The following is a 21,287-nucleotide window of genomic DNA, read 5'->3' on the forward strand; positions in this document are numbered from 1 at the left end:
GCATCTAATTTCTTTACATACATGTGGAAAAGTCTATAATATAAATAAAGGTCAATAAAGGTCAAAGGAGGGTTATTGATGGATCTTAACAGAATGACGGAAAGGATGCAGCAGGGGTTCTTGAATGCCCAGTCAAAGGCAGCGATCATGCAGCATCAGGAAGTCGATGAAGCCCATCTGTTCCTGAGCCTTATGGAACAGGAAGACAGCCTTGTCAGCACGATCCTAGAGAGAGCCGGGGCTTCTGCAAAAAGCTTCAGCAGCGGACTTGAGGATACCCTGGCAAGAAAGCCCCAAGTATCAGGCGGAGGAGCAGAACAAGGTAAATTGTATATAACTGCCGCCCTGCAGAGGCTTCTCGCCGAGGCGGAGAAGATGATGCAGGAGCTTGAAGATCATTATCTTTCAGCAGAGCATCTGATGCTTGCCGCTGCGCGCGGAAAAACTCAGGCAGGCAAGCTCCTGGCCGGTATTGGTGCTGGCTTTGAAGAATTAAATACGGCCATTATGGCTATCAGGGGGAATCAAAAAGTGATCTCGCAAAACCCGGAAGCTTCTTATGAAGCGTTGAAGAAATATGGCAGAGATCTTGTTGCCGATGTAAAGGCAGGAAAAGTGGATCCTGTAATCGGCAGAGACAGTGAAATCAGGAATGTTATCCGCATCCTTTCCAGGAAGACGAAAAATAATCCCGTGCTGATCGGAGAGCCGGGCGTAGGCAAAACAGCCATTGTAGAAGGGCTGGCCCAGCGGATAGTGCGCAGGGATGTGCCGGAGGGGCTGAAGGATAAAACGATATTCTCACTCGATATGAGTTCCCTTGTTGCAGGTGCCAAATTCAGGGGCGAGTTTGAAGAAAGGCTGAAAGCGGTATTGAATGAAGTGAAAAAAAGTGAGGGCAGGATTCTCCTCTTCATAGATGAACTCCATACGATTGTAGGGGCGGGGAAGACCGAAGGGGCAATGGATGCAGGGAATATGCTGAAGCCGATGCTCGCACGCGGAGAGCTGCACTGCATTGGTGCCACTACACTTAATGAGCATAGAAAATATATTGAAAAAGATCCGGCGCTTGAGCGCAGGTTCCAGCAGGTGCTGGTAAGCGAACCGGATGTAGAGGATTCCATCTCCATCCTGAGGGGGCTTAAGGAGAGATTTGAAATCCACCATGGCGTCAACATCCATGACCGTGCCCTGGTCGCTGCGGCAGCCCTTTCTGACAGATATATCACAGACCGCTTCCTGCCGGACAAAGCGATCGATCTTGTTGATGAGGCATGCGCCATGATCCGGACAGAAATCGATTCTATGCCTGCTGAGCTTGACGAAGTGTCACGCCGCGTCATGCAGCTTGAAATAGAAGAAGCGGCTCTCGAAAAAGAAAGTGATGACAGCAGCCGCGAACGCCTTGAAGCCCTCCAGAAAGAGCTGGCAGGACTGAAAGAAAAGGCATACAGCATGAAAACGAAATGGGAGCTTGAAAAAGAAGCTATCCAAAAGGTTCAGGAAAAAAGAGAGCAATTGGAAAAATACCGCCTGGATCTTCAGGAGGCTGAGAATAATTATGATCTCAACAAAGCGGCGGAACTGCGGCACGGATCCATCCCTGCTCTTGAGAAGGAGCTGAAGAAGCTGGAATCCGAGGAAGGGGAAAGGCAGGGAGAGCGTCTCCTCCGCGAAGAGGTAACAGAAGACGAAATCGCCGGCATTGTGGCGAGATGGACCGGCATCCCTGTCACAAAGCTTGTAGAGGGTGAAAGGGAAAAACTCCTCAAGCTTGAGGATACTCTCCATCAGCGCGTCATCGGCCAGGAAGAAGCGGTCAGCCTTGTAGCCGATGCCGTTCTCCGGGCAAGAGCCGGCATCCAGGACCCGAACCGGCCGATCGGCTCTTTTATCTTTCTGGGGCCAACCGGAGTAGGAAAGACTGAGCTGGCTAAGGCACTCGCTCACTCCCTTTTTGACAATGAAGAACAGCTGATCCGGATCGATATGTCCGAATATATGGAAAAACATGCGGTTTCAAGACTAATCGGCGCACCTCCCGGGTATGTAGGATATGAGGAAGGCGGACAGCTTACAGAAGCAGTAAGGAGAAAGCCGTACTCAGTCATTCTTCTTGATGAAATTGAAAAGGCCCACCCTGAAGTTTTCAATGTTCTCCTGCAGATGCTGGATGATGGACGTGTAACGGATTCCCAGGGCCGGACGGTTGATTTCAAGAATACAGTCATTATTATGACTTCGAATATCGGCTCTGCTTATCTGCTCGAACAGGCAGGCGATGAAATCCCGGAGGAGACGAGGGACAGGGTCATGACCGAATTGCGAAGCCGGTTCCGCCCTGAATTTCTTAACAGAGTCGATGAAATGATCCTGTTCAAGCCCCTGTCGCTGGGAGACATTAAAGGGATTGTCGGCAAGCTGATGCTGGACCTTCAGAGGAGGCTTGAGGACCAGCATATTAAAATAAGTATAAAGGATGAAGCAAAAGAATATATTGCACAAAATGGATTTGATCCGGTGTATGGGGCGCGCCCGCTTAAACGATTCATCCAAAGGAATATCGAAACCAGGCTGGCAAAGGAAATCATTTCCGGAAGGGTCCGGGATAACAGCTCTGTCGAGATAGGAATTGAAGATGGGGGCATCAGACTTAAGGCTATAAGGAAGTCCTGAAGGGCCGCCGCCAAAAAAAGTCATCCTGCTTCATGCAGGATGACCTGGTTTTGGCGGCTGATTAATGCAAGCCTTGTTTGCCTGCAGATTCCTCAGGGATAATGGCGGACAGAACAAGAATAAGGATCGTGGCACCTGCAGCGAGGATGGCACCGGTTACAAAATCAAATGTTGAGCCAATCATGGAACTGACTACATATGTCAGCATTTCTACAAGCAGGAAGGTCCAGAAAAGAGTCCAAAAGTATTTCACTGTTTTCACCTCATTATGTAATCTTATATCATATTACCACAACCTGAAAAAATAATAAACGCCTTTTAGCCATGGCTATCCGCGGGCCGGGGGCTGTTTCCTCTTTTTCACTGATGGTAGGCATATTCCCTTGCATTTATCCATGCTTTTCATACATTAATTATGATCACATATGTAAAAGGAGTTTTTATAATGGAACACCGAAACTTCAAACTTGATACCGAATGGAATATGATCCACTATCCTGAGCGGCCAAAAGGTTTCGGTATCATGATCATTGGGGATGAGAGGCATTTTGTTGACGAAAAGAGCAGCTTCTGGACGCAGAATGAAGGAAAGGCAGCGATTCTCCGCCTGCTGAGGAGAGCAGGATATACCGTATTCTATTCCAATCTGTACGGGAGGAATTGGGGCAGCGATAAAGCGGTAGAAATGGCGAGGAATTTATATGAGCATGTCCTGAGGACAGAAATCATCAATGAAAAAATCCACATCATCGCAGAAGGAATGGGAGCGCTGGCTGCCTTGAAGCTCATGAAGGAAATGGAAGGGAAGATCCGCTCTGTCATCCTCCTGAACCCTGTCCTTTCGCTCAAGGACCATCTGGAGCAGGAAAAGGAACATAAATTCTTTTATAAAAAGCTTCTTAAGGAGCTTGCCATATCACATGAGTCTGACTCGCCCCGGGCTCTGGCAGAACGAAGCATGCCGGCAGAGGAAATAATGGACCGCACACCGATTCCGGTGAAAATCATCCATGTACTGTCAGGAGGCAGGGCATATAAACAGTCTAGCCTGCTGAATGAACTTTCTGTTAAGTGGAAGGATGAGAAAGCGCCCATATCAATCTGCTATATGCTCCCAGATAAAAAGCAGCAGCTTGGCAGCCAGATGGCCAAATTTTTAAAATCATATGAGAAGATTTTATAGGGGCCTATTGTCCAATAGGCTTCTTTTTTATTTGATGGCTGTGTTCGTGTACCTTGTTGATTTTGAGCTCGTTTCAGCACAGCTAAAATGAGCTCAGATCAACAACAATGTTTAACAAAGCCTTCATGATAAGAAAGCAATTTTTTACTTCAATTACAGTCTGGCAGCAGTTCCCATCCACTTTGAGGTTACAAGCCAATCCGAGAAATATTTCCAGTTTTCCGGCATAGGATACTAAAAGTAAGTGTATCAGGGAGGAAGTGCAATGAATCGGGCAATTGTTGTAGGCGCATACGAATTTTTAGGATTCCATTTGACAATGAAGCTGCTTGACCGCGGGCTTGAAGTGACAGGGATTGTTCCAGGATCCATGGGGGATGACAGGTATACTGCAGATAAAGAATTGCTGGTCGGACGCAATGCCAATTTTACTGTGTACAGCGAAGCAGACTGGAAGGCAAAGGGCTCCATTGAGGAACCCCATCTCATTTTCCTTTCGCTTTATGACTATTATTTCAGGGAAGAACCGGAGCTTGCCTCATGGGAAGGAATGTTTGGACATTTAGAGGCATCAATAGAAGAGACAGGCTCCAAGCCTGTTATCCTGATGCCCGTTCAATATTATGGGGACAGGGAAGAGGGAAGCTGCCACGCTGGAGCCCTGAAAATATATCTTCCCACCCTGTTTGGGCGCTGGCAGCCTTCTGCTTTTGCTTTTCAGAGGACAATCGAGGGGCTGGGAAAAAAGGATAACGCCATGCTTGAGCATAAAGGGGATGCAATCCATGCAGCGGAAGCCGCTGAAGGAATCATTGAAGCAGCCGAAACGAAAGGATCCGGGACTCTTTTGTTATGGAGCGGGGAAAAAGGCCGCTGGGGAAAATGTGCCCAGCATCTTGGCATGAAAGAGCCCGCCGACTGCAGTCCCCCAATTGCTCCTGAAGCAGACAGGAAAATCATCAGAGAAGAAACACCTTACCACATTGTGCTGGATAAGCAGCAGGAATATGTGAAAAGAGGCGCGGATTCTTCGAGCCGGCTAAGCGGGCCGGGCAGCCCCAAAGTTTTCTAATGGAGGAAAAATATTTTCATTCCGCTGAATTAAGGGTAAAATGAAAAAAGACGAGGAAATTATGGGTCTTATGACTCTTTCATCAGGTGCCGGAACAGCCGGTGCCGTCCTTAAATACTGAAGCTGCACTACTGCCTTTTTGCTGGCCTGCTCTACCGGCCAGCGGCATCATTTAGAGAGCCTTTATCAGTGCACTTGGAAAGGCGGTCAGATATACATGCTCCGTTTTGTGAAGTTCATAAGCCCGATTCTGCTGCTCCTTCTGGTGCTGTCATCATGCGGACAGGCTTCTCCCCGCGGAGAGCTGAAGAAAGCAGGGCTGCTGGTGCCCGATACGATCAATGACCAGGTCTGGGGCACGAAAGGCTATAAAGGGATGCTGAAGATCCAGTCCAAATTCGATGTGGATGTATTCTATAAAGAAGGAATGAACTCTCTTCCCGTTGTTGAGCGTGCTGTAAGGGAGTACGCCCAGAAGGGGGTAAACCTTATTTTTGGCCACGGAAACGAGTACGCCTTATATTTCAATGAAATTTCGGATGAATATCCTGACATTCATTTTGTCAGCTTTAATGGCGATGCCAATAATGAGAACACCACCAGCTTGAATTTTGAAGGGTATGCTATGGGTTATTTTGCAGGGATGCTTGCGGCAGAAATGTCAGAAACCAATAAAGTCGGAGTGATGGCAGCCTTTGAATGGCAGCCTGAGGTCGAGGGTTTTTATGAGGGAGCCATCTACCAGAATGAAGATGCAGAGGTGGAGATACGCTATGTCGGAGAATGGGATAATGAACAGAGGGCCCTGGAGCTTCTGGATGTCATGGCCAGGAATCATTCTGATGTGATTTACCCCGCCGGCGACGGCTTTAATGTGCCTGTGATTGAAAAAGTGAAAGAAATGGGCCTGTATGCGATCGGCTATATATCCGACCAGTCAGACCTCGGGGAATCGACCGTCCTTACGAGTACGATCCAGCATGTAGATGCACTTTATGAGCTGGTGGCTGAAAGGATGAATAATGGGGAGCTTAAATCTGGGAATCTGTCATTTGATTTTGATGATGGTGTGATTTCGCTTGGAAAATACAGCCCGGATGTTGACCCAAATTATCGGGATGAGCTAAACTCATCTATTGAAAGGTATAAAGAGACAGGCAAATTGCCTGGCCAAAGTTGAGGAAAAGGAGGGAATGCCCTTATGCAATCCAATGATAAAACGATGGAGTTTATGCAAATAGCGATGAAATATATGCCTGAAGCCCAGCAGGAGCTGGAAAAGGCAGGGGTTGAGCTGTCGCTCGAGATGATCCAGCCATTTATGACACTTTTCACAAAAGTCATGAATGAGGCATACGAGCTTGGCAGGCAGGATGCCAAAAGCGGGGAATAAGAACGGATATCAATACATAAAACAAGCTGCCCATAATCAGGCAGCTTGTTTTTTATTCCAATAACCGGAAAGCTTATTATCCTTTTTTTAGGAGCTGCTGGAATAGAGGTGTCACCTTTTTAAAAAGCGGCTTCAGCTGTCCGGCTGAAGTCATCAGAGTATCAATATTGTCCATCAGCTGTCCAAGGTCTACACCATCGAGAATCTTTTCAATCTGCCCTGGCTCCCGCGCATCTTCCCGGCCGTTTGCCGGCTTGCGCTCCGGTCCGCCTAATATCCAGTCCCCCGTTGGTCTCACTGATGCGCCTTTGCTCTCTGAAGCCTCATTTGCCATAGAATCATCCTGTATCCTTTGCCTCGGGCCGAACATGAATCTGGAGAATCCGTCCAGCTCCGAATGCTGCTTTTCTTCCCTGCTGTCCGTGTCCATCGTGCATTCCCCTTCCCCTGAATATCTTTATAATAACGTATGCCGCGGGATTTCCTGTGAGAGGGCTGAAGCCGTGGCGCAAGAGAAATTTTCGAGTAAAAAGGTTGCTTCTTCTTTATTATTTTTGCTAAAATTAGTACCAAGTCATAATAATTGATAATAAAATGAGTATAAATACGGCTGATTCGCCGGCTGGCTTTTAAATTGTGAGAAGGAGTGGGTTTCCATGAATGCAGGCATACTTGGAATCGGAAAGTTCGTTCCGGAAAAGATACTGACAAATTTTGATTTGGAAAAAATGGTTGATACAAACGATGAGTGGATCAGAACACGGACAGGGATAGAACAGAGGCGGATCGCGGGTGACGATATGGACACTTCCGACCTGGCCTATAATGCCGCGGTTGCCGCCCTTAAAAATTCAGGGGTCTCTGCAGAAAGCCTTGATATGATTCTGGTGGCAACAGTCACTCCGGACCAGCCGTTCCCGACTGTTGCATGTATGCTGCAGGAGAGGCTTGGCGCTGTCAAGGCTGCTGCTATGGATATCAGTGCTGCGTGTGCAGGTTTTATGTATGGTATGATAACTGCAAAGCAGTTCATTGAAACCGGTGCATATAAACATATCCTTGTCATAGGCGTGGAAAAGCTGTCAAAGATAACCAACTGGGAAGACCGGAACACAGCGGTTCTTTTCGGAGACGGGGCAGGCGCTGCCGTGCTGGGACCGGTATCGGATGATAAAGGAATCCTGTCCTTTGAGCTTGGGGCGGACGGCACTGGCGGAAAGCACTTGTATCAGAATGAGAATGACCACATTTACATGAACGGCCGTGAAGTCTTTAAATTCGCCGTCAGGCAAATGGGGGAAAGCAGCCTGAATGTCCTGGAAAAAGCGGGGCTTTCCAAGGAAGATGTTGATTTCCTTATCCCTCACCAGGCGAATATAAGAATCATGGAAGCTGCACGCCAGCGCCTTGAGCTGCCGGAAGAGAAAATGTCCAAAACTGTCCATAAGTATGGAAATACATCGGCAGCCTCCATTCCGATCTCGATAGTCGATGAACTGGAAGCCGGAAAAATCAAGGACGGAGATCTCCTTGTCATGGTCGGCTTCGGGGGCGGACTTACATGGGGCGCCATCGCGATGCGCTGGGGCAGATAACAGAATGCCAGCCTGAAAGCCGGGCCGGCCGGAAGTGCATGAAGAAAAAGTATCCTTGGCAAAGAAGGAGATGTGTAAATAATGGAAAATAGAAGAGTTGTCGTGACAGGAATCGGAGCAGTAACTCCAGTCGGTAATGATGCAGAAACTGCATGGAAAAATATAATTGAAGGAAATTCAGGTGTAGGGCCTCTGACAAGGCTCAACAGCGATGAGTATCCTGCAAAGGTTGCAGCTGAAATCAAAGGGTTTGACCCTCATGAGTTCATTGATAAAAGAGAAGCAAGGAAAATGGACCGCTTTACACATTATGCAGTGGCTTCGGCGCTGATGGCGGTAAAGGATGCAGATTTAACGATCAATGATGAGAATGCGCCAAGGATTGGCGTCTGGATCGGTTCGGGGATCGGCGGTATGGAAACATTCGAAAACCAGTTTGAAACCTTCCTGAACAGAGGATACAGAAGGGTAAGCCCGTTCTTTGTCCCTATGATGATCCCGGATATGGCGACAGGGCAGGTATCCATCACCCTTGGGGCGAAAGGCTTTAATTCCTGTACGGTCACAGCCTGTGCGACTGGGACCAATTCCATTGGCGATGCCTTCAAGGTCATCCAGAGGGGGGACGCGGACGCCATGGTAACAGGGGGGGCTGAAGCGCCGATCACACGTATGTCTGTTGCCGGCTTCTGTGCCAATACCGCATTGTCGACTAATCCGGATCCTAAAACCGCGAGCCGCCCTTTTGATAAAAACAGAGATGGCTTTGTCATCGGCGAGGGCGCTGGGATTGTTGTGCTGGAAGAGCTTGAGCACGCAAAGGCAAGAGGCGCCAAAATTTATGCAGAAATCGTCGGTTATGGCTCTACAGGCGATGCCTATCATATTACGGCTCCAGCGCCTGCCGGAGAGGGCGGGGCACGGGCGATGAAAATGGCGATTGATGATGCCGGTCTCTCACCGCAGGATATTGACTATATCAATGCACATGGCACAAGCACAGATTATAACGACAAATTTGAAACGCTTGCCATCAAGGAAGTTTTCGGTGACCATGCCTACAAACTGGCCGTCAGCTCAACCAAGTCAATGACAGGCCACCTTCTCGGGGCAGCAGGCGGGGTAGAGGCAATCTTCACGCTTCTAGCTATGAAGGATGCTATTCTCCCTCCAACCATCAATTATGAAACGCCTGACCCGGAATGCGACCTGGATTATGTGCCAAACGAATCCAGGAAGAAAGATATCAGGGCTGCAATGAGCAACTCGCTGGGCTTCGGCGGCCATAATGCCACCATTGTTTTCAAGCAGTATACCGAATAAATCACAGAAACAAAAAAGGCAGCACACGCCGGTTCCGGCCTGTGCTGCCTTTTTGCATTTCTATAAGTCTTCAGGGAAACATTCCTGCCGTCAGCCAATACAATATAAAGATCATCTTACAGGGAGGCGCAGGGCTTTGGGGATCATGGGAACAGATAAATGGCTTGAACAGGATTTCTGGGAGCCCGAGAAAATTTGCAGCCGGCTTCTGGATGAGTTCGGGGAAAAGGAGCCGGAGCCTATTTATGGTTATCTTACGCGGTTTGGGATGTACAGGCCGGACCGGGTGAATTTCAGGGTGTATGAGGAATTGGCAGGCCAAGGCACTTGGAGATCAGCAGGCGGGTTTTTTAAGAAATACCGGAAAAAGTGGAACGGGCCGGATATACCTGTTTATATCTTTCCGGTGAACAGGAGCGGGAGCAGGGCAAGGCGTTCAGGAACGGTAAAATCAGGGGTCTCATTTCCCGATAAGATGTTTCTTTTCTTTGAACATGCCCAGGATGATAAGGAGCTGGAATCCCTTTTTATCCATGAGTATCATCACGTATGCCGGATCAGGGAGCAAAAGAAAAAACTCCAGGACTATACCCTTTTGGACTCCATGGTGCTGGAAGGCATGGCGGAATATGCGGTTGAACAGAATTGCGGCAAAGAATATGTGGCAGCATGGTGCACCCGCTATACGGAACAAGAGCTTGGAAACTGGTGGGAGAAATATATTAAAGACAACTTGAAAAAAACCAAAAAGGATCATGTTCATGATCAGATCCTTTTCGGAAAAGGCAGATACCCGGACCTGCTTGGATATGCTGCAGGATACTGGATTGTGAAACAATATTTCGAAAAGAATAACTTTTCTACAAAAGTTTCTTTTAATTTAAAACCCGAAACTTTAGGAGACCAAATTATAATTTTTTAGTAGATTAAAGTGCTTTAAAGCCCTAAACTAAGGGCTTTCTGTTTTTTCTGAAATAATGAAAGTTAATAAATTTTAAAAAAATCTTGCAATTGTAATAAATCTGTAATAGTATTTTAATCAAATACAATGAATTAACAGACAATTCAAAAAGGTAAGAGGTGTCCCATGAGCTTTAAATCACACTCCAATTCAGATGCACCTTTGCTAGAGGTGAATAATTTAGAGACTGCTTTTTCTATCGATGGAAAATACTACAATGCAGTCGATAATGTGTCTTTCAAAGTCAAGCCCCGCCAGGTAGTAGGCATCGTAGGGGAATCCGGCTGCGGTAAATCGGTCATGAGCCTTTCCGTCATGAAGCTGCTTCCGAAGGGAATCGGCAAAATTAAATCAGGAGAGGTCGTCTTCGATGGGGTTCATCTCGAAGACATGGGCGAACGCCAGATCAATAAAATACGGGGCAAGGATATCGCAATGATCTTCCAAGAGCCGATGACCTCGCTCAACCCGGTGTTTTCAATAGGGTTCCAGCTGCAGGAAGTGCTCTTCAACCATATGAAATTATCAAAAAAAGAAGCCAGGCAGAAAAGTGTCGCACTCCTGAAGAGCGTTGGCATCTCCCGTCCGGAAAAAATAGTTGATGAGTACCCTCACCAGCTGTCCGGAGGAATGAGGCAGAGGGTCATGATCGCGATGGCGATCGCCTGCCAGCCGAAGCTTCTGATTGCAGATGAGCCGACGACTGCCCTGGATGTAACCGTACAAGCCCAGATCCTTGAGCTCCTGAAAGAAATACAGGAAGTAAATGATATGTCCATCATCCTGATCACGCATGATCTCGGGGTAGTGGCAGAAATGTGCGATGACGTCTTTGTCATGTACGCAGGAAGAATTGTAGAGCGCACAGATGTCGACACACTCTTCCATAACCCGAAGCATCCATATACAGAGCTTCTGATGGGCGCCATCCCGAAAATGGATGAAGAAGTCGAATCGCTAAGCACAATAAAGGGGATTGTCCCATCACTGAAAAACATGCCTAAAACGGGATGCAAGTTTGCAGCCAGGTGCCCTAAGGCAATGCCGGAATGCACTGCCGTCACCCCGCTGCTGGCTGAAAATGAAGATGGGCATGAGGTAGCATGCCTGCTCTATGAAACTAGCAGGCCGAAAGAAGGAGTGACACTATAATGACGACAGCAACAACATCCCCGGCACTGAAAAAAGACAAAAGCGCCAACGAAACGCTGCTTGAAGTCAAGAATCTGAAAACCTACTATCCTATCAAGGGCGGAATCCTGAGAAGGACAGTAGCTGCCGTTAAAGCAGTAGACGATGTATCTTTCGAAATCAAAAAAGGCGAGACTCTCGGCCTTGTCGGCGAGTCAGGCTGCGGGAAGTCCACTACAGGCAGGACAATCCTGAGGCTTCTGGAGCCTACTGAAGGGGAAATCATTTTCGATGGCCAGGATATTACAAATCTCCGGGGAACATCTCTAAGGAAGATTCGCAAGGATTTCCAGATGGTCTTCCAGGATCCGTATGCCTCTTTGAACCCGATGATGATGGTAGGAAATCTAATATCAGAGCCAATCCGCAACTATACAAGAAGCTCAGAGAAAAATCTGAAGCCGGAAGTGATGGAGCTCCTGGCAAAGGTAGGTCTTCCGGAAGATGCCTATTATAAATATCCGCACGAATTCTCCGGCGGGCAGAGGCAGAGGATCGGGATAGCCCGGGCACTGGCACTGAAGCCTAAGCTCATCATCGCCGATGAACCGGTTTCTGCCCTGGATGTATCAGTCCAGTCCCAGGTGCTGAACCTTTTGAAAGAGCTTCAGGAAGAGTTTGACCTTACTTTCCTTTTCATTGCCCACGACCTGAGCGTCGTGAAGCATATGAGCGACCGGATTGGCGTCATGTACCTTGGCGGCCTTGTTGAAGTCGCTGATAAGTCCAGTTTATATGCAGAGCCGCTGCACCCGTATACACAGGCGCTGATCTCAGCTATACCTGAGGCTGATCCCCGCAAAAAGAAAGACCGGATCATCCTTGAAGGCGATGTCCCAAGCCCGATCGACCCGCCTTCCGGCTGCACATTCCATCCGCGCTGTGCACATGCAATGCCGGAGTGCTCGAAGATCAAGCCTCAATTAAAGGAGGTGAAGCCTGGACATAGGGTTGCATGTCACTTATATAACTAAAGCTTGGCCATTTTTAAAAAAAAAGAACTGATAATTATGGGGGGAAAACGATGAAGAAATCAGCATTTTGGCTATTTTCAGTCCTGCTGGTAATGTCCATGTTCCTTGCTGCCTGCTCTGGAAATGAAAAGACATCAGGCGATGACGATGGGAAGAAAGACGACGGCAAAGAAGCAGAAACAACTGAAGTAGAAGGCGGAAAAGTAACATTTGGTTATACTCAGGCGTTTAAAGGCGTTTTATCTTATGCCTATTATGAGGGGCAAGATGATGCAAATGCCCTTCAATTCATGCACGAAGGAATGGTTGCCTACAATGATGAGCTGCAGCCGATCCCTAACCTTGCTGAATGGACTTTCAACGATGACAACACTGTTGTAACTTTCAAGTTGAAAGACGGCGTAAAGTGGCATGACGGCGAACCATTGACTGCTGAAGATATGGAATATGCCTGGTACCTGATCGCAGATCCTACATATGAAGGAGCGCGTTTCGCTAACGTGGCGATGATCAAGGGTGCACAGGAATACAAAGATGGCAAAGCTGACACGATTGAAGGAATCAAGGTTATTGATGACCTTACAGTTGAAGTCACAGTTACAGAACCTTCTGTCAACCTGATTGACAACATCTGGTCTATTCCAGAACCAAAGCATTATTATGGAGATATTTCTTCTAAAGAACTTCCTGACTCTGACCAAGTCCGTAAAAACCCGATCGGTGTCGGACCGTTTAAAGTAACGAACATCGTTCCTGGCGAAATGATTGAATTTGAGCGTTATGATGAGTACTGGAGAGGCCCTGCCAAGCTTGACGGCGTTGTCTACAAAATCATTGATCCATCCCTTGCTGCCGGCCTGATCGAAAACGGCGAAGTGGATGTTATCCAGGCACCTTCTGACCAGTGGGGACAAATTAAAGAGCTTGGCAATATCAATCCTGTAACTATCGATGCAATGTCTTACAGCTACATCGGTATTGACCAGGGACGCTATGATGCAAAAGCTGGAAAAGTTGTAATGGATAATCCTAAATTCTCTGATAAGCGCGTGCGCCAGGCATTGGTTTATGCACTTGACCGCCAGGCTTATATCGATGCTTTCACAAACGGTTTAGGTAAACCGCTTAACGTTCCATTCCCGTCCGTTTCATGGGCTAAGATCGACGATTCAGAAATCAACACTTATGACTATGATCCAGAAAAGGCAAAGAGCCTGTTGGATGAAGCCGGCTATAAAGATGTGGACGGCGACGGATTCCGTGAAGATCCAGACGGAAAGCCTTTCTCTATCAATTTCGATGCAATGGCAAGTGCAGAAACATCTGAAGCACGTGCTCAGTTCATTCTTCAATCTTGGGGTGAAGTTGGAGTCAAGGCTCAGCTTAACGGCGGTTCCCTGAAAGACTTCAACCTGTTCTATGACACTATCGAAGCAGATGATCCATCTGTTGAAACTTTCCATGGTGCATGGGGACTTTCATATGATCCAGATCCATCCGGCATCTGGCTGTCAACTGACAAGTGGAATATGTGGCGCTGGCTGAATGAAGAATCCGATGCGCTCATCAAGAAGGGTGTTCAATTCCCAGAAGATGAAAACCAGGATATTATTGAATACCGTAAAGAAGTATACAACGAGTGGCAGAAACTTGTTAACGAAGAGCTTCCTGTAATCTTCTTCGACCAAAGGGAAGATGCATGGGCAATCAACAAACGTGTTGGCGGAGTCAAAGTAACTCCAGGCGGCACAGATGAGTTCTACAACTGGCACATTGTTGAGTAATAAGAAATAAGGTTTAGATAAGGGGAATGGAGTATGCTACAATACACAATCCGAAGACTTATAGGTATGATCCCAATAATTTTCCTTATCTCCATTGTGGTGTTTACCCTGGCAAAGCTTATGCCAGGGGACGCCCTCTCTGGAAAAATCGACCCGCTTAATTCCGATCCGGAATATATCGAGGAAATGCGTGAAAAGATGGGCTTGAATGACCCAATCCATACACAGTATTTCCGCTGGATAGGCGGAGTGGTTCAAGGGGATTTTGGGGATTCATTCATCCATAAGCGCGATGTAATGGAATTGATCGGCGACAGGCTGCCGAACACGGTTTTCTTAGGTTTTACTTCACTTATGATTACGTATATTCTAGCTTTTATGATGGGCAGGTTCTCAGGCAGATTTGCCTACAGTCCAGGAGATTATCTAATATCAGGAATAAACTATTTGGCCTTGGCCATTCCAAGCTTTGTTGCAGCCCTAGTGGCGATCTATGTTTTCTCTTTCCAGCTGGGCTGGGTCCCGGCGACTGGAAGTATCGGTTCGGGTATTGAACCAGGATCTTTTGAATATTATTTGAGTAAAATCAAGCATACTATTCTTCCTGCGCTTGTATTGGGCACAATGGCTACGGCTGGATATACCCAGTTCCTGCGCAATGATATGATCGAAAGCTCTCGCAAAGATTATGTTCGTACAGCCAGAGCAAAGGGTACGAAAGAATCCGCGATTTATAATAAGCATATCCTCAGAAATTCGGTCATTCCGATTATTACACTGCTGGGCTTTGATATTGCAGGCCTTTTCGGGGGAGCTATTATTACCGAAACTATTTTTACATATCCGGGAATCGGATACCTGTTTGTAGAATCAGTGAACTCACGTGATTATTCCGTTATGATGGCCATCACCATGATGCTGACCATCCTGACGCTTATTGGAAATTTAGTGGCAGATATACTATATGGAATAGTAGATCCGCGCATACGTTTAAGTTAGGTAGGTGAGAGTTATGGAACCAACAATTTCGCAGCAAAGTACAACGGCTATTGAGGAGCCTGTGAAGCCTCCCAAGAGCCAGTCGCCATGGGCTCTCGCCCGCAGGAAATTTTTAAAGAATAAACTCGCCATGATCAGTCTCTGCTATCTTGTGCTGATTGTCTTAGTATCAATATTTGCCGAGCCGCTGTCCATGCCGATTGAGGAAACGGCTAAGCTGAATTTGACTGAGATCAGCAAAGAGCCTTCAGCAGAACATTATTTTGGCACAGATAAATCTGGGAGAGATGTATTTGCCAGAACCCTCCATGGCGGAAAAACGTCATTGACTCTTGCTTTTTCCATCACCATTTCAGTAGTTGTGATTGGAACGATCGTAGGAGCCACAGCCGGATTCTTCGGAGGCTGGGTTGACAATGTGCTTATGCGATTCACCGACTTTATGATGAACTTTCCGTTCCTGCTTTTCGTCATCGTGCTAAAGTCTATTTTCATAGAATCAAGTACAGCTACACTCATCTTTGTCATTAGTGTGCTGAGCTGGACCGGAATAGCCCGTCTGGTGCGAAGCAAGGTAATGGTAGAGAAAGAAAACGAGTATATCATGAGTTCCATCTCTATCGGCTGTTCGTCCGTTACAACGATCTTCAAGCATCTATTGCCGAATGTAATGTCTACCATTATTGTACAGGCTACATTGACACTTGCTGCCATGATCGTGGCAGAAACTGGCTTAAGCTTCCTCGGCTTTGGTGTACCGATGAACATTCCGAGCTGGGGCAATATGCTTCAGGATGCAAGAAGTCCGGATGTATTGACCAGCAAGTGGTGGATATGGATACCGCCCGCAACGGTTCTGACACTGACAATACTATCAATCAACTTCGTTGGCGAGGGTCTGAAGGACGCATTTAACCCTAAGTCAAATAGATAATGCGGCTGGCTTCAGCCGGAACCATAAAGGGCGAGACACTTCAGGTGCTCACCCTTTTTTAATGAAATCCGCCATTAAAGATCCTATTGGGGTCTTTTTTCTTTTTGACGTATGATTTATCGCTTTCCATCATATATATGTAAAAAAACAAGGGAGCAGGATTATATATGGGACAAGCCAGAAGGCTTCCAGCTGTCCAATGATCTTCAGGCTGTTTATTTTTATTACAGGTTTTGGACTGGCTGTAGCAGGCGGGATCAGCACGGTGGCTTATTTAAATCTCTTGATTGCCGGGCATGAATTGAGTGACTATTTCTCATACATTTTCAAAAGGCCTGAATGCGGCCTGCTCCCGGCCGGGATTGTCATTATTACAGTGGCCATATACTTTCCGCAAGGAACTGAGGAGTAAACTGTTGCACGTGGAGGAATAAATTAACTATTTCCTGTTCATACTGAGTGACAAATAGTTACTTGAAGTGAGGGGTTATAAGATGTTGTATCTTCATGATGTATGGGTGAACTGGTTTGAAGGGGAAGAAAACGGATATAATGTATGCCATTTTCATGAATGGAGAAAAGATGACAGTGTGGAGCTGCTTGACCAGGTCCCGCTGATAAAGGTAGAGCCGCTTCTTTTCAACTACATAGAAAACGACTTATCAGAACTGCCTCAACAGCTGCTGAACGACATCTACCAAAAAGCATATTTGCGAAAAAACCACGAACGGACGCAGCTAGATTACTGTTTTGTCGTCTCCGACGGTTCAGGCATATTGGCAGTCGATACGATCAGCTATAATATACCCATCCGCAAAAGCCGGCTGATTCCAAGGCAGGAGCAGCTTGCTTACGAGATGCTTGATAATCAGGAAACCATCCAATATGCATTCAACGACCAATCCTGTTTGAAGGATTTTCATATTCTTTCGCCAGCCCCGGAAATGATGAACGGCCTCACCAGGAAAGAAAGGCAGCTGAAGCAGCTTCTCTTTATGGCTCTTGATCAGCTTCATTCATCTGGGAATACAGCTGAAATCCGCTATTGGTATACAGAGTGGAATCCAGAGAAATATACTGTAATCCAGCAGCTGGAATTCGAACAGGCCTGGAAGTCGCTGTATGAGGAAACGAAGCTGGGATGGTCAGGAAAACATGAAGCTTTTTGCGAAAATATCATTAAAGGGCAGCCATTTTTTGAAAAACTGTGGGAAATGGAGCATGGCTCGAAAGTGAATTAATATGCAATAATAAAAAGGAGCTGAGTGTAGCTCCTTTTTATTTTGCTTCCTGAATATGGGCTGTTGATTTCCGTTCCAGGCACTTCGCTTTCCGCGGGGCGGCGCTGAGCCTCCTCGTGCTTACGCACTGCGGGGTCTCAGCTTTGCCGCTATTTCCCGCAGGAGTCTGCGTGCCTAGCACTCCAATCAACAGGGTTTGATACTTTGGTTGGCAATCATGAAACCTAAGGAGCAGAGACTTCTCCTCCTGCCAGTTTAGAAATAAAAAAAGGAGCTGATCACAGCTCCTTTTTTCATTAACGGCGTTTTCTGCCGAGCCCCATGGCGTTTTCCATTTTGGCCAGCATTTTATTGGCAGTGTATTGAGCCTTTTCGGCCCCTTTATCCAGGATTTCATCCAGCTCGCTTGATTCCATGAGCTGAGTGTATTTTTCCTGGATTGGCACGATTGTGTCGACAACGACTTTTGCGAGATCGCCTTTGAAGTCTCCGTAGCCTTTTCCTTCGTACTGTGCCTCGATATCTTCTATAGTCCTGCCGGAAAGGATGGAGTATATAGATAAGAGATTGGAAACTCCAGGTTTATTTTCTTTATCGAACTTAACAATCCCTTCAGAATCCGTAACTGCGCTTTTGATTTTTTTCTCAATCTGCTTTGGATCATCAAGCAAAGAGATGAAAGACTTCTTATTAGAGTCAGATTTACTCATCTTTTTAGCCGGATCCTGAAGGGACATAACCCTTGCTCCTACTTTTGCGATCCGCACTTCCGGGATTGTGAAGATGTCATTATATTTCTTGTTGAATCTTTCTGCCAAATCCCTTGTAAGCTCCAAATGCTGCTTCTGATCTTCCCCTACAGGAACCAGGTCTGTCTTATATAGAAGAATGTCGGCAGCCATGAGCGGCGGATAGGTCAGAAGGCCGGAAGATACTGCTTCTTTTCCGTGTGACTTATCTTTAAACTGGGTCATCCTCTCAAGCTCCCCGATATAGGAAACGCATTGCATCATCCATCCAGCCTGTGCATGGGCAGGGACTTCAGACTGGATGAAAAGTGTTGCTTTCTCAGGGTCGATCCCGACAGCAAGATAGAGGGCTGCAAGGCTCCTTATATTTTTGCGGAGCTCCATCCGGTCCTGCTGGACAGTGATGGCATGCTGATCGACAATGCAGAAATAGCAGTTGTATTCGTTTTGCAATTCAACGAATTGCTTCATGGCACCGATATAATTCCCCAGTGTAAGGGTGCCGCTCGGCTGGATGCCGGAAAAAATGGTTTTCATATATATTCCTCCTTGGATGTATCAGCAGACAAAGAAGTGAGCCGCAAAAATGGCGGTAACTCCGCAAGAACGTAAAAAAGACCATTCGTCCCCCTGTAAAAATAGGGACGAATGGTCCGCGGTGCCACCCTAAGTGCCTCGGCTGAGGCCTCTTATCCCCGGCTTGCCTGCAGAGGCCGGGTTTCCCATAACGCGGGATACGCCGGGAGCTAACAGGCAGCATGAAGCAGCCTCTCGCAGCCGGAGCTCTAAAGTCCATTCGATTTGCCGGGATGTTTGTTTCCACCAGCCACAAACTCTCTTTAATCCCTGAACAAATGTACTACTCTTCGTCATTGCTTTATCATCAACAGTATTGGTTTTATACTTTAAAATATACCAAAAGTGCAGAAAAAATCAAGGAAATTCGAAATCTCCCGGCTGGTAATGATCTTGGAAAAAAAGAAAAAAGTGGGAAAAGTCAAGGTTCAAATGACCCTCATTCAAGAGGAATTAAGAAAAATTTCAAAAAAATTAAAACTAGCAAACTCTTGATTTAAAAGTATTTATTCGACAATTTTCTCACTATACCCTATATTGATAAATAAAAGCCCCTTGCAAACAAGTTTTAAAATACATATAATAAACGTAACAAATGATTCTTTACGAATTTGTAACATTCTTGCATATAGTTCTGAACACCTATGGATAAAAAGATTAGTAGTAAGTTTATAGCTTACAGAATTTTGGCTTATCCTTTTGATTTTTCTCTCGAATTGTCAGAATAGAGGATAATCTTTGTCTTTTGAGTTATAAGCTTACTTTTTTTGCTGCGCGGATAATCAGTTTATTTTTACAGTTAATTTACTGACTATTTGAGCAATATATCCAAGGCGGACAGATGTTTATGGAAGCGTGGACAGATTCCTGCAAAAGGCATTTGTGGAAATTATATAGGGGGGTAACACCGTGAACAAAAGATTATCGATCTTTTTTAGTATGTTGCTTGTTCTTAGCATGTTCCTTGCAGCGTGCAGCGGCGGCGACAAAGACAGTGGCAGCAGCAGCGACGGCGACGGAGGAAAAGACGTACCTCAGGATTTAGCGGTTAACATTAACTCTGAACCGCCTTCACTTCACCCGGGCCTTGCTAAGGATGCGACATCCGGTACTGTTCTTCGCCAGACTTTCGAAGGGCTGACACGCATCAATCCAGATGGAAAGCCTGAACCGGCAGCAGCAGAGAACATTGAAGTTTCTGAAGATCAGAAAGTTTATACTTACACATTAAGGGATGCTGAATGGACTAATGGCGATCCTGTAACTGCAGAAGACTTTGCTTATGCATGGAAATGGGCTATCGACCCTGCCAACCAGTCTGAGTATGCTTACCAGCTTTACTACATCGCAGGTGCTGAAGCTGCCAACACTGGCGGCGGTTCACTTGACGACGTAGGAATTGAAGTTGTAGACGAAAAAACGCTTAAAGTAACACTGGCAAATCCTACTCCATTCTTTGATGAATTGACTGCATTCTATACGTACCTGCCAATCAACAGCAAGGTTGCACAAGCAAACCCTGACTGGGCAAACGATGCAGGCGAAGATTACACTTCAAACGGTCCTTTCAAAATGACTGAATGGTCACACAGTGACAAGATTGTTCTTGAAAAGAACGATACTTACTGGGATAAAGATACTGTAAAGCTTAACTCTATCGAAATGATCATGGTAAATGATCCAAACACTGAATTGTCAATGCTTGACAACGGCGAGCTTGACTGGGCAGGAGCACCGACTGGAGCACTTCCGACTGATGCTATGCAGGCCCTTAAAGACGAAGACCGCCTTGTAACACAGCCTATCGCTGGTGTTTACAACTACAAATTCAACACAACTGCAGAACCTTTCAACAATGTGAATATCCGTAAGGCATTCACATATGCAATCAACCGTCAGGAGCTTATCGACAACATCCTCCAGGGTGAACAGCTTCCAGCGATGGCTATCGTTCCGCCGTCAATGTTCGCTGAAAATGAAGAAGGCTATTTTGCTGACAATGATGTAGAAAAAGCTAAAGAATTCTTAAAAACCGGTTTGGAAGAGCTTGGCTACAGCGATGCTTCTGAGCTTCCTGCAGTAACTCTTTCTTACAACACTTCTGAAGCGCACCAGAAGATTGCTCAGGCAATCCAGGATATGTGGAAGCAGAACCTTGGCGTAGAAGTGACACTTGATAACTCTGAGTGGGCTGTATACCTTGATAAGGTTCACGCTCTTGACTACCAGGTAGCTCGTATGGGCTGGCTTGGAGACTTCAACGATGCGATCAACTTCCTTGAGCTTTACCGTGATGCTGATGGAGGCAACAACGATACTGGATGGGAAAGCAAAGAATTCCAGGATCTGTTAGCGCAATCTGCAACAGAAGCTGATGCAGAAGCACGCCAGCAGCTGCTTAAAGATGCTGAAGCAATCTTCATGGAAGATATGCCTGTAGCTCCTATCTATTTCTACACAAACAACTGGGTTCAGGATGAAAGCCTTAAAGGCGTAGCTGTTTCCGGACTTGGCGACGTTCAATACAAATGGGCGTACTTTGAATAAGAATAGCTAATACTAATAGCTGTCTAAACGAGAGGTATATGGGGTTTTTCCCCCATATACCTTCGTTTCTGAATGAAGCAGAAATA

The 21,287-nt window shown here is 46.4% G+C and carries 19 protein-coding genes and 1 other annotated feature; of the genes, 16 read left to right on the forward strand and 3 right to left on the reverse strand.

All coding sequences use genetic code 11. The features are described 5' to 3' along the window. Positions 1-78 precede the first annotated feature (78 nt). Positions 79-2,679, forward strand: coding sequence for an ATP-dependent chaperone ClpB (gene clpB / locus FZD51_RS16665; protein WP_148975800.1), 2,601 nt, complete (start codon positions 79-81; stop codon positions 2,677-2,679). A 61-nt stretch (positions 2,680-2,740) separates the two neighbouring features. On the opposite strand, the gene FZD51_RS16670 is transcribed toward clpB, so the two are convergent. Continuing rightward, positions 2,741-2,932, reverse strand: a complete 192-nt coding sequence (locus FZD51_RS16670) for a YjzD family protein (RefSeq protein WP_022543604.1) — start codon at positions 2,930-2,932, stop codon at positions 2,741-2,743. A gap of 192 nt (positions 2,933-3,124) precedes the next feature. On the opposite strand from FZD51_RS16670, the gene FZD51_RS16675 reads away from it, so the two are divergent. From FZD51_RS16675 to FZD51_RS16690, 4 genes are all read left to right on the forward strand, one after another. Next, positions 3,125-3,862, forward strand: coding sequence for a lipase family protein (locus tag FZD51_RS16675; protein ID WP_022543605.1), 738 nt, complete (start codon positions 3,125-3,127; stop codon positions 3,860-3,862). 265 nt (positions 3,863-4,127) lie between these two features. Beyond that, positions 4,128-4,934, forward strand: a complete 807-nt coding sequence (locus tag FZD51_RS16680; RefSeq protein WP_148975801.1) for an NAD(P)-dependent oxidoreductase — start codon at positions 4,128-4,130, stop codon at positions 4,932-4,934. 217 nt (positions 4,935-5,151) lie between these two features. Next, positions 5,152-6,114 carry a BMP family ABC transporter substrate-binding protein gene (locus tag FZD51_RS16685; protein WP_148975802.1) on the forward strand — a complete coding sequence of 321 codons (963 nt, stop codon included), beginning with the start codon at positions 5,152-5,154 and terminating at the stop codon, positions 6,112-6,114. A 21-nt stretch (positions 6,115-6,135) separates the two neighbouring features. Then, entirely contained in the window at positions 6,136-6,327 is a 192-nt protein-coding gene (locus FZD51_RS16690; protein WP_148975803.1) for a ComZ family protein, read from the forward strand. A 76-nt stretch (positions 6,328-6,403) separates the two neighbouring features. Here FZD51_RS16690 and FZD51_RS16695 read toward each other — a convergent pair whose 3' ends face one another. Beyond that, on the reverse strand, positions 6,404-6,757 hold the full coding sequence (locus FZD51_RS16695) for a hypothetical protein (protein WP_148975804.1): 354 nt from the start codon (positions 6,755-6,757) through the stop codon (positions 6,404-6,406). Between the two features lie 226 nt (positions 6,758-6,983). Between FZD51_RS16695 and FZD51_RS16700 the strand changes: the two genes are divergently transcribed. From FZD51_RS16700 to FZD51_RS16745, 10 genes are all read left to right on the forward strand, one after another. Next, positions 6,984-7,922 (forward strand): beta-ketoacyl-ACP synthase III, encoded by a 939-nt coding sequence (locus FZD51_RS16700; protein ID WP_148975805.1) that lies wholly within the window; start codon positions 6,984-6,986, stop codon positions 7,920-7,922. A gap of 81 nt (positions 7,923-8,003) precedes the next feature. Beyond that, entirely contained in the window at positions 8,004-9,245 is a 1,242-nt protein-coding gene (gene fabF / locus FZD51_RS16705; RefSeq protein ID WP_009794085.1) for a beta-ketoacyl-ACP synthase II, read from the forward strand. Between the two features lie 145 nt (positions 9,246-9,390). Continuing rightward, positions 9,391-10,167, forward strand: a complete 777-nt coding sequence (locus FZD51_RS16710; RefSeq protein WP_148975944.1) for a DUF2268 domain-containing putative Zn-dependent protease — start codon at positions 9,391-9,393, stop codon at positions 10,165-10,167. 165 nt (positions 10,168-10,332) lie between these two features. After that, a complete protein-coding gene (locus FZD51_RS16715; protein ID WP_148975806.1) occupies positions 10,333-11,358 on the forward strand; it encodes an ABC transporter ATP-binding protein in 1,026 nt (341 codons plus the stop codon). Continuing rightward, a complete protein-coding gene (locus tag FZD51_RS16720; protein ID WP_148975807.1) occupies positions 11,358-12,371 on the forward strand; it encodes an ABC transporter ATP-binding protein in 1,014 nt (337 codons plus the stop codon). Before FZD51_RS16715 ends, FZD51_RS16720 begins: the two co-directional genes overlap by 1 nt. Positions 12,372-12,421: 50 nt before the next feature. Beyond that, positions 12,422-14,155: an oligopeptide ABC transporter substrate-binding protein gene (gene opp4A, locus FZD51_RS16725; RefSeq protein WP_148975808.1), complete on the forward strand. Its 1,734-nt coding sequence runs from the start codon at positions 12,422-12,424 to the stop codon at positions 14,153-14,155. A gap of 33 nt (positions 14,156-14,188) precedes the next feature. Further along, positions 14,189-15,154 carry an oligopeptide ABC transporter permease gene (opp4B, locus tag FZD51_RS16730; protein WP_148975809.1) on the forward strand — a complete coding sequence of 322 codons (966 nt, stop codon included), beginning with the start codon at positions 14,189-14,191 and terminating at the stop codon, positions 15,152-15,154. Positions 15,155-15,167: 13 nt separating this feature from the next. Further along, positions 15,168-16,088 (forward strand): oligopeptide ABC transporter permease, encoded by a 921-nt coding sequence (gene opp4C / locus FZD51_RS16735; protein WP_009794091.1) that lies wholly within the window; start codon positions 15,168-15,170, stop codon positions 16,086-16,088. A 199-nt stretch (positions 16,089-16,287) separates the two neighbouring features. Continuing rightward, a complete protein-coding gene (locus FZD51_RS16740) occupies positions 16,288-16,500 on the forward strand; it encodes a YuzI family membrane protein (RefSeq protein ID WP_148975810.1) in 213 nt (70 codons plus the stop codon). An 82-nt stretch (positions 16,501-16,582) separates the two neighbouring features. Beyond that, positions 16,583-17,329 (forward strand): YjbA family protein, encoded by a 747-nt coding sequence (locus FZD51_RS16745; protein ID WP_148975811.1) that lies wholly within the window; start codon positions 16,583-16,585, stop codon positions 17,327-17,329. Positions 17,330-17,625: 296 nt separating this feature from the next. On the opposite strand, the gene trpS is transcribed toward FZD51_RS16745, so the two are convergent. Next, a complete protein-coding gene (gene trpS, locus FZD51_RS16750; RefSeq protein ID WP_148975812.1) occupies positions 17,626-18,615 on the reverse strand; it encodes a tryptophan--tRNA ligase in 990 nt (329 codons plus the stop codon). 100 nt (positions 18,616-18,715) lie between these two features. Next, positions 18,716-18,960: a binding site (T-box leader), on the reverse strand. A gap of 603 nt (positions 18,961-19,563) precedes the next feature. On the opposite strand from trpS, the gene FZD51_RS16755 reads away from it, so the two are divergent. Beyond that, entirely contained in the window at positions 19,564-21,201 is a 1,638-nt protein-coding gene (locus FZD51_RS16755; RefSeq protein ID WP_148975813.1) for a peptide ABC transporter substrate-binding protein, read from the forward strand. Positions 21,202-21,287: the final 86 nt, after the last annotated feature.

This window comes from Bacillus infantis (genome assembly GCF_008180445.1).
GTDB classification, from domain to species: domain Bacteria; phylum Bacillota; class Bacilli; order Bacillales; family Cytobacillaceae; genus Bacillus_AB; species Bacillus_AB infantis_B.

Coding starts and splice junctions, on each gene's coding strand:
- FZD51_RS16700 (WP_148975805.1), top strand. CDS start 6,984: ATGAATGCAGGCATACTTGGAATCGGAAAGTTCGTTCCGGAAAAGATA.
- FZD51_RS16680 (WP_148975801.1), top strand. CDS start 4,128: ATGAATCGGGCAATTGTTGTAGGCGCATACGAATTTTTAGGATTCCAT.
- opp4A (WP_148975808.1), top strand. CDS start 12,422: ATGAAGAAATCAGCATTTTGGCTATTTTCAGTCCTGCTGGTAATGTCC.
- fabF (WP_009794085.1), top strand. CDS start 8,004: ATGGAAAATAGAAGAGTTGTCGTGACAGGAATCGGAGCAGTAACTCCA.
- FZD51_RS16740 (WP_148975810.1), top strand. CDS start 16,288: ATGATCTTCAGGCTGTTTATTTTTATTACAGGTTTTGGACTGGCTGTA.
- FZD51_RS16690 (WP_148975803.1), top strand. CDS start 6,136: ATGCAATCCAATGATAAAACGATGGAGTTTATGCAAATAGCGATGAAA.
- FZD51_RS16695 (WP_148975804.1), bottom strand. CDS start 6,757: ATGGACACGGACAGCAGGGAAGAAAAGCAGCATTCGGAGCTGGACGGA.
- FZD51_RS16710 (WP_148975944.1), top strand. CDS start 9,391: ATGGGAACAGATAAATGGCTTGAACAGGATTTCTGGGAGCCCGAGAAA.
- FZD51_RS16685 (WP_148975802.1), top strand. CDS start 5,152: ATGCTCCGTTTTGTGAAGTTCATAAGCCCGATTCTGCTGCTCCTTCTG.
- trpS (WP_148975812.1), bottom strand. CDS start 18,615: ATGAAAACCATTTTTTCCGGCATCCAGCCGAGCGGCACCCTTACACTG.
- opp4C (WP_009794091.1), top strand. CDS start 15,168: ATGGAACCAACAATTTCGCAGCAAAGTACAACGGCTATTGAGGAGCCT.
- FZD51_RS16745 (WP_148975811.1), top strand. CDS start 16,583: ATGTTGTATCTTCATGATGTATGGGTGAACTGGTTTGAAGGGGAAGAA.
- FZD51_RS16675 (WP_022543605.1), top strand. CDS start 3,125: ATGGAACACCGAAACTTCAAACTTGATACCGAATGGAATATGATCCAC.
- clpB (WP_148975800.1), top strand. CDS start 79: ATGGATCTTAACAGAATGACGGAAAGGATGCAGCAGGGGTTCTTGAAT.
- opp4B (WP_148975809.1), top strand. CDS start 14,189: ATGCTACAATACACAATCCGAAGACTTATAGGTATGATCCCAATAATT.
- FZD51_RS16720 (WP_148975807.1), top strand. CDS start 11,358: ATGACGACAGCAACAACATCCCCGGCACTGAAAAAAGACAAAAGCGCC.
- FZD51_RS16715 (WP_148975806.1), top strand. CDS start 10,333: ATGAGCTTTAAATCACACTCCAATTCAGATGCACCTTTGCTAGAGGTG.